Origin of the sequence: Legionella qingyii, assembly GCF_003990155.1 — a bacterium.
In the GTDB taxonomy this organism is placed as follows: Bacteria; Pseudomonadota; Gammaproteobacteria; order Legionellales; family Legionellaceae; genus Legionella; species Legionella qingyii.
In genome coordinates, this window is record NZ_RZGX01000004.1 from 116,949 (window position 1) to 131,835 (window position 14,887).

The window sequence follows — 14,887 nt, forward strand, 5'->3', positions numbered from 1 at the left end:
AAATGGAACAGAATGACATAGTAATCGTTGCGGCAAAAAGAACACCCATGGGAGCCATGTTAGGCAATTTATCCGCTCTTTCAGCTCCAGAGTTAGGCGCAATTGCACATATGGCTGCCCTGTCTCAAGCCGGAATTAGCCCAGCAGAAATAGATGAAGTAATCAGTGGTTGTGTTTTATCAGCCGGGATTGGTCAGGCTCCCGCACGACAAGCAGCAATTAAAGCTGGATTACCTAATTCTTCAGGAGCAACCACAATCAACAAAATGTGTGGCTCAGGAATGAAAGCCGTAATGCTCGCTCATGACTTAATTCGAGCAGGGACTGCCAATATTGTTCTTGCAAGCGGTATGGAAAGCATGAGTAATGCACCTTATCTTTTGAGTAAAGCACGCTCAGGATACCGGTTAGGACACGGAGAGTTAAAAGATCATATGTTCCTCGATGGATTAGAAGATGCCTATGACAGAGGGAAATTAATGGGCGTCTTTGCAGAAGCTACAGCCAGTCACTTTCATTTTAGCAGAGAGCAACAAGATGAGTTTGCTACTCGCTCCATGAGTAGAGCATTACAAGCAATAGAAAGTGGTGCCTTTAAGGATGAGATTGTTCCAGTAACTATTAATACACGTAAAGGTGATATTACAGTAAATGTAGATGAAGGTCCTGATGCAGCAAAAATGTCCAAGATACCCCAATTAAAACCTGCTTTTAAAGCAGACGGAACCGTTACTGCAGCTAATTCAAGCTCTATTTCTGATGGTGCAGCAAGTCTGATTTTAATGAGTGCTGGACAAGCAGAAAAACGCGGCATCACACCAATTGCTCGCATCGTTGCACATGCCAGCCATTCGCAAGCGCCTGAGTGGTTTACCACAGCTCCTGTGGATGCGATTCGCAAAGTGATGAATAAAGCATCATGGAAACAAAATGATGTGGATCTTTATGAAATAAACGAAGCATTTGCGGTAGTAACAATGGCTGCTATGACACAACTTGAGTTAAACCCAGAACAAGTTAATATTCATGGTGGAGCTTGTGCCTTGGGTCATCCTATCGGTGCATCTGGTGCGCGTATTTTGGTTACTCTAATACATGCATTAAAGCATCAGGGTAAAAAACGTGGGGTCGCTTCATTATGTATTGGTGGTGGTGAAGCAACTGCAATGGCAATTGAATTAATTTAAAACAAAACGTCCCCTACCCCATTCTATGGGAGAGGGGATCTTTAATAAAAAAGGATGTTCATGCTACGACACAGTCTTATCTACCTGCTAATGAGTATTTTAGTAGTTCTATTTGCGAAATATGCTCATCTTATTATTGTCTATGTTGATGTATTTTTTACCTATGTTAATTTGAAATTAACTCCTATATTCAGCCAAACGGGCTGGGGGCTTGTTATCCGAAAAATTCTCGTTCTTGTCCTGTTGCCTCTAATAATTACCGCCATTCCTGCACTTGCTTATAGGCTTATAAAAGGTGGGGATATGCCACACTTTATTGCCGTAACCTGGATTATTTGGACAATCATCGTTTTAAGCGATATTTTGGTGCGATGAGGATAGGCATGGCAAAATTAATCAGTCAAATTAATACAAGCAGTCAAGAATTCAAGACAAACCAGGCAGCCATGCAAGCCTTGGTAGATGAGTTAAAAAGTCGAATTCAACATATTGCTCTAGGCGGCGACGAAAAAGCTCGAGCTCGTCATTTAAAACATGGTAAATTATTACCAAGAGAACGATTACAACAACTACTCGACCCAGGAAGCCCTTTTCTTGAACTTTCCCAGCTTGCAGCGTATCAAGTTTATGATGATGCAGTCCCCGCTGCAGGGATTATCACAGGAATTGGCTGGGTTTCAGGTATTGAATGTGTGATTGTAGTCAATGATGCCACTGTAAAAGGCGGCACTTATTATCCATTAACAGTAAAAAAACACTTAAGAGCCCAAGAAATCGCTCTAGCAAATCATTTGCCCTGCATTTATCTGGTCGATTCAGGAGGAGCTTATTTGCCCCATCAAGATGAAGTATTTCCTGATCGCGATCATTTCGGGCGAATATTTTACAATCAGGCTCAAATGTCTGCGCAAAATATTCCACAAATCGCAGTAGTTATGGGATCTTGTACAGCTGGTGGTGCATATGTACCAGCTATGGCTGATGAATCAATCATGGTGAAAAATCAGGCCACGATTTTTCTTGGCGGCCCACCTCTTGTCAAAGCAGCAACAGGTGAAGTCATCAGTGCCGAAGAATTAGGTGGTGCAGAAGTCCATTGTCGGCATTCGGGCGTAGCAGATCACTATGCAGAAAATGATGGCCATGCGCTTCATCTGGCACGAGTTTCTATTAGTCATTTGAACCGCAAAAAACCACATCAATTAATGCGCATAGATACGGTTGAACCACTTTATGACAGTAAGGAACTTAACGGTATAATACCTACTGATCCTCGAAAACCTTTTGATATTCGCGAAATTATTGCACGTATTGTTGATGGTTCCGAGTTTGATGAATTTAAAGCGCTTTTTGGTACAACGCTGGTTTGTGGCTTCGCCCATTTATATGGTTATCCTATAGGCATTATTGCAAATAATGGCATTTTATTTAGTGAAAGCGCATTGAAAGGAACTCACTTTATAGAACTTTGTTGCCAACGTAAAATTCCTTTACTTTTTCTGCAAAATATCACCGGTTTTATGGTTGGTTCTAAATATGAAGCCTCAGGTATTGCAAAACATGGCGCCAAAATGGTAACCGCTGTTGCCAATGCCAATGTTCCAAAATTTACTGTAATTGTTGGCGGTAGTTTTGGCGCGGGTAATTATGCCATGTGTGGACGCGCCTATAACCCTAATTTTCTTTGGTCTTGGCCTAACTCTCGTATTTCAGTTATGGGTGGAGAACAAGCCGCTAATGTATTAGCACAAGTGAATCGAGACAAATTGGCAAAACAAGGAAGCGATTGGCCCTTAGCTGAAGAAGAACGTTTTAAGGAGCAATTACGTTCTCAATATGAGATGCAGGGAAATCCTTATTATGCCAGTGCCCGATTATGGGACGACGGGGTCATTGCCCCCCAGGATACACGCAAAGTATTAGGTCTGGGTTTATCAGCAACATTAAATATCCCAATCGAGCCAACACGCTTTGGCGTATTTCGCATGTAAGGAGCATACAGGTGAGCGACTTGTTGTACGAAATTCATGAACACTTGTGTCTACTCACTCTAAATCGTGTGAGCAAGCATAATGCTTTTGATAATCAGCTTTTAGGAGAAATGCAACGTCAGCTTAATGCGGCTATTGCCGATTCTAATGTCCGAGTCATTATCCTTAAAGCCAATGGAAAACATTTTTCTGCAGGCGCTGATTTAGGCTGGATGCAAAACATGGCACGATATACTGAAGAAGAAAATCTAAAAGATGCCATGGTGCTTGGTAATCTAATGTACACTTTAAATAAAAGCCCCAAACCCACTTTAGCCATGGTCCATGGTTCTGCTTTTGGTGGTGGCGCAGGACTTGCTGCAGCATGTGATATTACTATCGCATCTCAATCAGCGCGCTTTTGTTTTTCAGAAGTTAAATTGGGTTTGATACCTGCAGTAATTAGTCCCTATGTAGTTCAAGCCATTGGAGAGCGTAGCGCTAAATCCTTATTCATGAGTGCTGAAATTTTTGATGCAGCCAAAGCGTTGTCGTTACATTTAGTACAACATTGTGTTGCTGAGGAACATTTGTTGGAATTCACGCTCAATTATGCAAAACAAATCAGCAACAATGCGCCCGAAGCGGTCAAAGCATCAAAACAACTGGCAAGCTATGTAGCAAATAAAACAATAAATGAGGAACTCGTCTATTACACTGCCTCTTTGATTGCTCAAAAAAGAGTATCTACTGAAGGACAACAAGGACTTAATGCATTTTTAAAGAAAGAAAAACCAAATTGGAGCTAGATATCTTGGGTCTCTGGTCGTTTATTGGTATAGCCTGGATGCAAAGAATTCAGACTACGTTAGATAATGAATGCGAGCTTATAAAAGTTAAATTAATGAGGCACTAATGTTTAATAAAATTCTTATTGCCAACCGCGGTGAAATTGCGTGCAGAATTATCAAAACTGCTCGTTCTATGGGCATACACACAGTGGCTATTTACTCCTCGGTTGATAAAGACAGTCTTCATGTACGCAGTGCTGACAGTGCATATTTTGTGGGTGATGCACCTGCTAAAGACAGCTATCTAAATATTGCTAATATTATTCATGTCGCCAAGGAATGTGGGGCACAAGCCATTCATCCTGGATATGGATTCTTATCTGAAAACCCCGAGTTTGCTAAAGCATGTAACGAAGCGGGTATTATTTTTATAGGCCCTTCTGTAAAAGCAATGGAGGCAATGGCATCAAAACAATTAGCCAAACAATTGCTGGAACGAACTAAAGTCCCTTTAACCCCGGGCTATCATGGCAGTGAACAGGCAGAAGACAAATTACTGGCTGAAGCAAAAAAAATAGGGTTTCCTGTCTTAATTAAAGCAGCCAATGGTGGTGGCGGTAAAGGAATGCGCGCAGTTCACCATGAATCAGAATTTAGTGCTGCCTTAGCTGGAGCAAAACGTGAATCCATGGCGAGTTTTGCTGATGACACCATGATTATAGAAAAATTGGTACTCCATCCTCGACATGTTGAATTACAAATCATGGCCGACAATCATGGCAATGTAGTTCATTTATTTGAGCGTGATTGTTCCATTCAACGTCGGCACCAAAAAATTATTGAAGAAGCTCCGGCGCCTAATTTATCTGCTTCATTGAGACAAAAACTCGCCGAAGCGGCTTGCGAAGTAGCACGGTCTATCAAATACAGCGGCGCAGGAACTGTTGAATTTTTAGTAGATGGCTCAGAACAATTCTATTTTATGGAAATGAATACTCGATTACAGGTGGAACACCCAGTAACTGAAATGATTACCGGGCTTGACTTAGTTGCCTGGCAATTGAAAATTGCGGCTAATGAAGCGTTACCTTTGCCACAAGATAAAATTCAAGCACAGGGTCATGCAATAGAATGTCGCATATATGCCGAGGATCCTCATCACGATTTTATTCCATCAATAGGACAAATCCACTTTCTGCAAGAATCCTCAGGGGATGGCATACGCATTGATACGGGGGTAGAACGTTCATCACAAATTACCATGTACTATGACCCAATGATTGCCAAGCTTATTGTGTGGGGAGCAAATCGTGATCAGGCACTATCCAGATTGGAACATGCCTTATCCCAGTATTTTATTGGTGGAGTAAAAACGAATATTCCGTTTTTACAAGCTATTTGCCAACACTCAAAATTCAGACGCGCGGAACTCAGTACTGATTTTTTAAGCAAAGAAGAAATTAAACTCCCAAGTCCAGATAGTGAAATCGCCCTACTCATGGCTGTAAGTTTTGATTATTTGCACAATGTGAATTCTTTTCAAGATCCATTATTACTAGAAACATTTTCCTGGCAATCTCAAATATCAAGTCATTGGATATGGCGCTATAAAGATAAGGATGAGGTGATTAAAGCATTTATCACTCCAATCAATAAAAATCATTTTAAGGTGCAATTTAAAACACAAGAACATTTGATCCATGCTCATTTAGTTGGCAATAAACTTCGTATTGAAACCAAGATACAAAATTATCACGCTACAATTGAAAATAAAAAGCAATCTCTAACCTTGTATACGAGCCAAGGGCAAATTACTATTGAACGGTTTAATTGGGAGACACTTGACACACAAACCACTGTTCATAAAGGGCAACTTACAGCACCAATGCCAGCTACTGTGGTCGCAGTTTTAAAAAATATTGGTGAAAAAGTGAAAGCAGGTGAGCGTTTAATTGTATTAGAAGCAATGAAAATGGAACATACCATTCATGCCCCGACTGATGGCATTTTATTGGATATATTCTATGCTGTAGGAGCGCAGGTAAATGAAGGAGAGGAATTACTGTCATTAAGTGAAGCAGATTCTTAAGTTAGGTGGTTACTAGTATCAAACGGGCTGAAGCCAAAATCACCAATGTTCGCATGTAATTACAGCTCTCCGCCAGCACGTACTACTGCCTTGGGAATATTAAAAGAGATAATTATGGACTATCCACAAAATGTAACCATTATAGAAGTAGGCCCTCGCGATGGCTTGCAAAATGAGTCTTCTTTTGTGTCGAGCAAACACAAAATTGAATTAATCAATTTGTTAAGTGAATCTGGCCTGCAATATATCGAAGTAACCAGTTTTGTATCTGCAAAAGCAATTCCACAGTTGGCAGACCATAATGAAGTATTTCGGGCTATAGACAAAGCACCATCCATTCATTATTCTGCGCTGGTTCCTAATGAACAGGGTATGCTCAAAGCATTAGAAGCAGGTGTTACAGAAATTGCTGTATTTACCGCAGCAAGCGAACAATTTAACCACCGAAATATTAATTGTTCAATTGAGGAAAGCATTTCTCGTTTTAAACCTGTCCTCGCTTTAGCCAAAGAGAGCCATATCAGAGTACGAGGCTATATTTCCTGTGTCCTTGGTTGTCCTTATGAAGGAAGTGTGGCTCCCGAAAAAGTAGTTGAGGTAACAAAAAGGTTATTAGACTTAGGTGTCGATGAAATCTCATTAGGCGATACGATTGGTGTTGGAACGCCACATCAAACCCATCTCTTGCTCGAACACGTGCTAAAACTGTTGCCGCTGCATCAATTAGCGATGCATTTTCATGACACTTATGGCCAGGCCATAGCTAATATTTATACTTCCTTACAGCATGGGGTCCACCGCTTTGATAGTTCAGTTGCAGGACTTGGTGGTTGTCCTTATGCGCGTGGAGCCAGCGGAAATGTTGCCACTGAAGACGTTTTATACTTAATGCACGGTCTAGGGATAAATACTGGGGTAGATATATTTAAGATTGTGGCGGCTGGCGACATGATCTGCAAGATATTAGGACGTAAAAATCAATCAAAAGTCGCAAATGCAATGTTGGCAAATCCCTGTACTTAGCACATTATCCAAATTACAACCACTTCTCTTAGACTATCTAAATTACATTGACCATAGCTGATATGAAGTATGAGAATTAACGTACAATCGTTTCAATAAATAAGAGAGAATGAAACATGAATGAAACCGTATGGAAGCCCAAACACCCTAAAGACAGTAGGATGTGGCAATTTATGGAGTTCGCTGCCAAAAAAAACGCCCAGATTTTTGAAAATTATCAAGATATGCATACCTGGTCCACCAAACATCCAGACTCTTTTTGGCCAACACTTTGTGATTTTTTTCATGTACAGTTTGATACAGAACCCTATCAAATCTTGAATCACTCTAAGAATGATCAAATGATAAATTCACATTGGTTCGCGGGCGCGCAATTTAATTTTGCTGAACAACTGTTATCGCGCAAAGACAAACATCCAGCCTTAATTAGTATTAATGAAGATAACGACAAACAAGTAATTAGCTATGAGCAATTATATGCACTTGTTGCACAATGCGCAGCAGGTTTAAAAGCTGTTGGAGTTACAGCTGGTGATAGAGTAGCTGCTTTAATGCCAAATACTTCGCAAACAATTATTGCCATGCTCGCTACTACCTCATTAGGAGCAATCTGGTCCTCTTGCTCACCCGATTTTGGCGCACAAGCTGCAATTGATCGACTGGGCCAAATTGATCCCAAGATATTGTTTATCTGTGATGGACATCAATATCAAGGCAAGAAACATAGTGGGATGGAAAAAATCAAACAACTTAACGATGCCATTCCCTCGCTCAAGCAAATCGTCATTTGCCCTAATATAAAAGAACCCATAGATAGTTCTGCATTTCCCAAAGCACAATATTGGAATGACTTTCTTCGTCCTGCAAGTCATTGTGAATTTGTTGCTTTACCCTTTGAGCATCCTGTCTACATTATGTTCTCATCAGGGACTACTGGAAAACCTAAATGCATTATCCACGGAGCAGGCGGAACCTTATTGCAGCATATAAAAGAATTAGGATTGCATACAGATTTGCGCCCTACTGACAACTTATGCTTTTATACTACGTGCGGATGGATGATGTGGAACTGGACCGTTTCTGCACTGGCATTAGGGACAACGCTTACCTTATATGAAGGCTCGCCTACCTACCCCGAAAATAATCGTTTATTTAAACTTATTGCTGAAGAGCAAGTGACTGTTTTTGGTACCAGTGCCAAATTCATTTCTTCAGTAGAAAAATCAGGAGTTAAACCTAAAGATGAATTTGATTTAAGTCATTTGCGCTGCATTCTCTCAACAGGTTCACCGCTTCTACCCAAAAACTATGATTACGTTTATGAGCAAATTAAAAATGATGTCCAGCTTTGTTCTATTTCAGGTGGCACAGATATCATTTCCTGTTTTGCCTTAGGTAATCCAATCCTCCCAATCTACAGAGGCGAATTACAATGTTTGGGTCTAGGTATGGCGGTTGAAGTTTTTAATGAGCAGGGGCAGTCCGTTCGTGAAGAACGAGGGGAATTAGTCTGTACCGCCCCCTTTCCATCCATGCCTGTAGGTTTTTGGAATGATCCTGATAGAACGGCTTATCAGCGTGCTTATTATGAGCGTTTTCCTGGAGTTTGGGCCCATGGTGATTTTGCTGAAATTACAGCCCATAATGGATTGATTATTTATGGACGATCCGATGCTGTTTTAAATCCAGGAGGAGTACGTATTGGTACTGCTGAAATTTACCGCCAAGTAGAAAAAATAGATGAAGTGGTTGATAGCATAGTGATTGGCCAAGATTGGCAAGATGATGTGCGTGTTGTTTTATTTGTTAAATTACGTGACAACTTGGAACTTACAGAAGAATTAATGAATAAAATACGTTTAACGATTCGTCATAATGCCTCACCAAGACACGTGCCAGCAAAAATAGTGCAAGTAGCAGATATCCCTCGCACAATCAGTGGCAAGATAGTCGAACTAGCTGTCCGACAAGTTGTTCATGGCTTACCTGTGAATAATTTACAATCTCTGGCAAATCCCCAAGCGCTAGATTATTTTAAAGATCGTGAAGAACTACAAAAATAAAAAATAGAGTGGATGCTTTGTAGTTTGGGTCGCGCAGCAAACCCCGGGGATGGTTGACTATGGATCCCGAGATTTGCTGCGCGGCCCCCAAGCTACTTTAATCACCAAGTCAATCGTTTATTCCGATTTACCTCAAAGTACCATTAAAATCAGGAACTCTACGTTGTTTATGCTCACAATTTGTGTATAATATTGAAATGGCGTCGATTTGAAATTCAGCTTGCGGACGCTCAAAAAAGGGTTCTTTTTTGAAAATACGGCTAAAGCGGATATGATTGCATTCCTCTAAGTCTCCCGCCCGCAGCATAATCTCAGGTTATAATAATGATTGAATTAAGTGGATTAACCAAATCCTTTTCGGGTAAACCTGTCCTACGTGACATTAATCTATTTATCCAAGAAGGTGAAATTTTCGGAATCATTGGAAAAAGTGGTGCAGGAAAATCAACCTTATTAAGATGTATTAATCTTCTAGAACGGCCCGATGAAGGCCATGTCATCCTTGATGGCCAAGATTTGACAAGTCTTTCAAGAAAGAGTTTAGCTCTAGCTCGCCACAAAATGGCAATGATTTTTCAGCAATTCAATTTACTCAACTCAAAAAATGTCTACGACAATATTGCGCTTCCTATGCGCATTCAGGGGATAGATGAAGAATCCATTCGTAATAAAATTGAAGACTTACTCCCCATTGTCGAGTTAACCGATAAAAAACTGGCCTATCCAGCCCAGCTGAGTGGAGGTCAAAAGCAACGAGTTGCTATAGCCCGTGCCTTAAGTTGCTCACCTAAAATTCTGCTTTGCGATGAAGCAACCTCAGCATTGGATCCAGAAACAACAGACTCAATTTTAGCTTTACTTAAAAAAATTAATGCACTTTATGGCATCACTATAGTGCTTATTACCCATGAAATGGATGTAGTAAAACGTATTTGCAACCGACTCGCAGTGATGGTCGATGGCGAACTGGCTGAAACTACTGCGCTGGCGAATGTATTTAATAAAAAAGACAGCCTGGCGCGAAGCATGCTCTATGCTCAGTTGAGTCCACAATTGCCTGATTGCCTCACCAAAAGACTTGCTGACTATGTGACCGACAAACCGTTACTGCGTCTGTTTTTTCAGGGGGAAGAAGCAACAGTACCATTTATTAGTCGAACAAGTCGTGAGTTAAATCTGGATATTAACATCTTACTCGCCAATATAGACCGTTACGATACAGTAACCTGTGGTGTTTTAGTTGTTGAATTAACTGCACATCAATTTTTACTCGAAGCATTCATTGAACGCTGTGAACAAGCCAAATTAACTGTGGAGGTTTTAGGTTATGTCCTTCCCAATGGCATATGATTTATTCATTGCAACAACTGAAACATTATATATGGTATCAGTCAGTACCTTATTTGCTGTACTACTCGGCTTACCCCTAGGAACCTGGCTCTACTCCTCCGGCCACATTAAGCCCATGCCGAAGGTGCATAAAGCATTATCAGGTCTGATTAACATGGCACGTTCCATACCTTTTATTATTTTATTGGTAGCGATCATTCCATTCACTCGGCTCATAGTCGGTACTTCGATCGGAATCAATGCTGCAATAGTGCCTCTTACTCTTGGTGCAATCCCCTTCTTTGCCAGACTGGTAGATAATGTTTATCGTAGTTTACCTTCAGGGCTTATTGAAACCGGTTATGCAATGGGCGCAAACACCAGACAGATTATTTTGCATATCTTGTTGCCAGAGGCCAAACCAGCATTAATTCATGCCATTACGGTGACAGCCATTACTTTAGTTAATTATTCAGCAATGGCAGGAACCGTTGGTGCCGGTGGTTTGGGTACATTGGCCATTAACTACGGTTATCAACGCTTTGATGCTGGAGTCATGATCGCTACAGTAATCATTTTAATTGTGATGGTACAACTAACCCAAATGGTCGGAGATTATCTGGCAAAACGTTTTTTACATAATTGATCTGAATCACTTTTTTGGAGTTTTAAATGCGGATTTTAGCTTATTGCGTTTTATTATTCAGCCTTGTTGCATGCAACAAGCCTTCACCGAATACTCTGGTAATAGGAACCATTGCGGGACCCGAAACAGAACTGGTTGAAACAGCACAAGAAGTAGCAAAAAATAAGTATGGCTTAAACATAAAAATTGTAACATTCAATGATTACAATTTACCTAATGAAGCATTACAGGATGGAAGCCTGGATGCGAATGTCTACCAACATTTGCCCTATCTTAATGCAGCGGTTAAAGCTCATGGCTATACCCTGGAAGCGATAGGCAGAACGTTTGTTTATCCCATGGGAATATATTCGAAAAAGTACAATGCATTAAACCAGTTACCAGAAAAAGCGATGATTGCCCTACCCAATGATCCCAGCAATGAAATGCGTGCCCTGCAACTATTGGAAAAAGCAAAATTAATTACATTGAAAACGACTCAAAATGCTGGCTTAAAAGATATTGCAACAAATCCACACAATCTGCAGTTCAAAGAAATGGATGCAGCACAATTACCCAGAGTCTTACCCGATGTGGATGCAGCAGTTATCAATACTACTTTTGCCTTACCTGCAGGATTGAATCCTTCTCACGATGCTCTATTTAGTGAGGACAAAGATTCACCCTATGCCAATATTATTGTTATTCGCAGTGGCTCTCCCAAAAAAGAACAATTGGAACTCTTTGTTAAAGCGTTAAACTCCGAGGAAGTCAAAGAAAAAGCTAAAACTTTATTTGGAGACTCAGCTATTCCAGCTTGGTAGAGTAACCTGGGTGCGCGCAATGAAACCCGTGGTCTGAATAAAATAACTGGACAGAACCCCGGATTTCACTGCGCGACACCAAATTAGGACTTTTAGATTTTTTCTTGATTTTCCAATCAAAACGCTACTCAGATCTTAATTCTATCTTAATGAAAAAGTGTTATACTTTATAAGAACTAAAGCTCTTGAGGTACAATCTATGCCTTCACACAGACAAGCGTTTTTTAATTTGCTTAACTCTCAATATAGGAAACGTCAATTCGCACCTGGAAAACTAGAAGAAATTTATCAACAGTATCGTGATGATATTACATTAACTCAAGATCTTACTTTTGGTTTACAGGCCTTTGAAGAGTATACCAATAAGCGAATCAAAGATCATAAAGGCTTTAAAATACAAATAGGCCCAGAAGAAGGCGACACTCTTGAGAAAGCACTTAAGGGCAGCGACTCTACTGCGAAAGATACAGTTAGAAATAAGCTCAATGAGGTATTTACTCCCGAAAAATTTTATGCACCTGCTCAAGAGAAGTATCAAGAATCAATTGAAGCCTTTAAAAAGCGAGTCAGTCAAGTTCCTGGATATTCAATCGAATTGCTTCGAGGAGAACTTGAAAAAATTAACCAGGATGCAAAAAATGCAATAATAGCCCAACAGAAAATGGAAGTGAAGCGACTTAAAGAAACTTTTGAGAACTCTGCATTCATGACTGATTTCAAAAACGCTTTAGGTAAAGACCCTGATGAAGCAGAAAAAGTAAAAAAGGAGTTAATAGCCGAATTAGAAAAAAAACATTCAGAACAACTCGGCGCCTTTAATAAGGTGACTCAAGAAAACCTTACAACACTCGACAAAGCATCCGCTCTTGAAAAAAAGCAGATCCTCTTTTCTGGCCAACTAGAAAGTTGGGCCAATCAACTTAGCCAAAAAGATAAAGACAAAATGCTGCTGGAAATGGAGCAAGCAAGGGAAAAAAATCGTGAACGACGTAATTTAACTCGGCCAGAGGAGTTAACAACTGGTACAATCGATGTTAAAGAAAAAACAATATCTACCATAAATCCAGAAGACTTAGAGTTTATCATTTCCTTATCAGGAGCGAAGATAAAACACACTAAGGGAAAAGAAAATGAGCCTGGTATTTGGAGTGTGGAGATGCCAGCCCGTATACTTTCTCCTTTTTACTATTTAAGCCGCCAAGAGAATCCTAAGGTAGATATGTTAACTATGGCTCAGGCTGTACGAGCCTCAGGATTTGACGCAATCACCTTAACCATTAACTTTGATGATCCGAAAACTCAAAAACAAAGAGCCAGACAAGCCTATGAAGCCGCGCTTGAAAGTGGTTTTGCGCCAGGGCCACTACCTGGAGAAGAGTCAAAAGGCGACAAAGCTGTAAAAGGTATTGTACTTAAAGATAGAGAAGGGAAAGAGATTGATCCCACAACACTCTTTACCCCCAGTGAATTGAAAGTACTTCATGAGCATGCGAAAGAACGACGTGATAAACTTGCAAAGTTACTCCAAAATGCCCCTAAGGAAACTGTGCCCGAAGAAACTTCCAAAAAATTTCGCTCTGAATTAGATGAGGGCAGAAATAAAATAAGGACAGATAAAGGCAAAAACGCAATTGATAAAGAGTTAGAACAACAACAAGAAGTAGAAATTAAAACAATTCTTAATAACCCTTAATTAAGAACTGACCTGGTCTTTCAGATTTTCTGTACTGATCAGACCAGGTACACGTCTTTGCCGTGTTCGCAAGATGATGCTCAAAAAATTCCACTGTTCCTTCAATACCTTTTCTGTTATTTTATTAAGTTCACTATGGGTTAAGCTAAGGAGATGGCTATGAATACTAGTGAATTTGAGGAAGAAGTAAACGACATAGAAGAAGTTAGTATCGAAACGATCATAACTCCAGAAACAAGTCCTTCGACCAAATTGGAACGAAGAAGACGAATAGAGGATTTGTTTGAAGAAAAGCGCCTCCGCGATGAACTTGCAGAGTTCGGTTAGATTCGTAGTGTAGCCTAACGTGAAATGAAGGCTAAACCCGGGATGCTTATCTAATTCTTCGTGTTTTGTTTCAATTCACCCAGGCTACCATTACTAATTTATCTTAAATTAGAAAAATAGATATCAAACCGAACTGTTTTTCCCTCTACTGCGGCATTTGCTGGTAATAATGGTTTTGCTTTTTGTGGCCATTTTACAACGACCTTTTGTTTCGTACGAGTTATCGCCAATTGAATTAATTCCAGTGCATCCTCATCTGCGCCGATTATTTGTTGTAACGCTTGCATTTCTTTTTTTACCAATGCGGATTTACTCCGTTCAGGATGCATTGGGTCAATATAAATAATGTCAGGATAATCGTCGGTCGTTAATGAACTTAAATAGGAGTAACCATCGCCAGCATGAAACATCAAATTCAGTTCTTGTCGGTCCGACTCAGTTCGGCGTAATAAAGCATCTGATAATAAGGAAGCCATTACAGGATGACGTTCGAGCATCAATACTTCCGCGCCAAAGCTGGCTAAAATGGCAGAGTCACGCCCCCAACCTGCCGTTGCATCAATAATTTTAAGTCCAGAAGATGGTTTACAGGCACGGACTAATCCTTGTTTCTTTCCCTCAGACTTTCTTTTACTCCAAAATGCGGCGCTGAATTCAGCAAAAATTGGGGAAAATCCAGGGATCTTTAATGTCAGTTTATCTTCAGTAACAAAAAGACAAAGACTAGCGTTTTTGTCTAATCCAAAACTTAATTCCTCTGCGAGTGCCTTTGCCTTGTCGTGCAGGTTTTCATGTTCATAACCTACTACAGAAATATTGATCATATTTAATAACCGTAAGAATTATTTCAATTGCATCTGGGGATTGCCTCTCTGCCATTAAGTTAAGAATTTTTGTCATTCCCGCGAAGGTAGGAATGACAATTTTTTCTTATAATGGCAGTGGTCCAGAGCTCACATCCAAGAT

At 40.2% G+C, this 14,887-nt stretch carries 13 protein-coding genes; 12 read left to right on the plus strand and 1 reads right to left on the minus strand.

Annotated elements, in window-relative coordinates; genetic code table 11:
• Positions 1–2 precede the first annotated feature (2 nt).
• From ELY20_RS04045 to ELY20_RS16845, 12 genes are all read left to right on the plus strand, one after another.
• Positions 3–1,187, plus strand: coding sequence for an acetyl-CoA C-acyltransferase (locus ELY20_RS04045; RefSeq protein ID WP_110141470.1), 1,185 nt, complete (start codon positions 3–5; stop codon positions 1,185–1,187).
• 60 nt (positions 1,188–1,247) lie between these two features.
• The gene (locus tag ELY20_RS04050) at positions 1,248–1,562 is read left to right on the plus strand and encodes a hypothetical protein (protein WP_165831568.1); all 315 of its coding nucleotides are present in this window, start codon (positions 1,248–1,250) and stop codon (positions 1,560–1,562) included.
• 8 nt (positions 1,563–1,570) lie between these two features.
• Entirely contained in the window at positions 1,571–3,178 is a 1,608-nt protein-coding gene (locus ELY20_RS04055; protein WP_110141468.1) for a carboxyl transferase domain-containing protein, read from the plus strand.
• An 11-nt stretch (positions 3,179–3,189) separates the two neighbouring features.
• Positions 3,190–3,966 carry an enoyl-CoA hydratase-related protein gene (locus ELY20_RS04060; protein WP_110141467.1) on the plus strand — a complete coding sequence of 259 codons (777 nt, stop codon included), beginning with the start codon at positions 3,190–3,192 and terminating at the stop codon, positions 3,964–3,966.
• 106 nt (positions 3,967–4,072) lie between these two features.
• Complete coding sequence (locus tag ELY20_RS04065) at positions 4,073–6,037, plus strand: acetyl/propionyl/methylcrotonyl-CoA carboxylase subunit alpha (protein WP_110141466.1); 1,965 nt, start codon at positions 4,073–4,075, stop codon at positions 6,035–6,037.
• A gap of 114 nt (positions 6,038–6,151) precedes the next feature.
• A complete protein-coding gene (locus ELY20_RS04070; protein ID WP_110141465.1) occupies positions 6,152–7,060 on the plus strand; it encodes a hydroxymethylglutaryl-CoA lyase in 909 nt (302 codons plus the stop codon).
• 116 nt (positions 7,061–7,176) lie between these two features.
• Positions 7,177–9,123 (plus strand): acetoacetate--CoA ligase, encoded by a 1,947-nt coding sequence (locus ELY20_RS04075; RefSeq protein WP_110141464.1) that lies wholly within the window; start codon positions 7,177–7,179, stop codon positions 9,121–9,123.
• A gap of 324 nt (positions 9,124–9,447) precedes the next feature.
• On the plus strand, positions 9,448–10,473 hold the full coding sequence (locus tag ELY20_RS04080) for a methionine ABC transporter ATP-binding protein (RefSeq protein ID WP_110141463.1): 1,026 nt from the start codon (positions 9,448–9,450) through the stop codon (positions 10,471–10,473).
• Entirely contained in the window at positions 10,451–11,098 is a 648-nt protein-coding gene (locus ELY20_RS04085) for a methionine ABC transporter permease (RefSeq protein ID WP_110141462.1), read from the plus strand. The genes ELY20_RS04080 and ELY20_RS04085 overlap by 23 nt, the downstream gene beginning before the upstream one ends.
• 26 nt (positions 11,099–11,124) lie before the next feature.
• Positions 11,125–11,901, plus strand: coding sequence for a MetQ/NlpA family ABC transporter substrate-binding protein (locus tag ELY20_RS04090; RefSeq protein ID WP_110141461.1), 777 nt, complete (start codon positions 11,125–11,127; stop codon positions 11,899–11,901).
• A 199-nt stretch (positions 11,902–12,100) separates the two neighbouring features.
• Positions 12,101–13,594, plus strand: coding sequence for a hypothetical protein (locus ELY20_RS04095; RefSeq protein WP_110141460.1), 1,494 nt, complete (start codon positions 12,101–12,103; stop codon positions 13,592–13,594).
• Between the two features lie 159 nt (positions 13,595–13,753).
• Entirely contained in the window at positions 13,754–13,921 is a 168-nt protein-coding gene (locus tag ELY20_RS16845) for a PA3496 family putative envelope integrity protein (RefSeq protein WP_165831567.1), read from the plus strand.
• Positions 13,922–14,019: 98 nt separating this feature from the next.
• Here ELY20_RS16845 and ELY20_RS04100 read toward each other — a convergent pair whose 3' ends face one another.
• On the minus strand, positions 14,020–14,745 hold the full coding sequence (locus ELY20_RS04100) for a class I SAM-dependent methyltransferase (protein ID WP_110141459.1): 726 nt from the start codon (positions 14,743–14,745) through the stop codon (positions 14,020–14,022).
• Positions 14,746–14,887 lie beyond the last annotated feature (142 nt).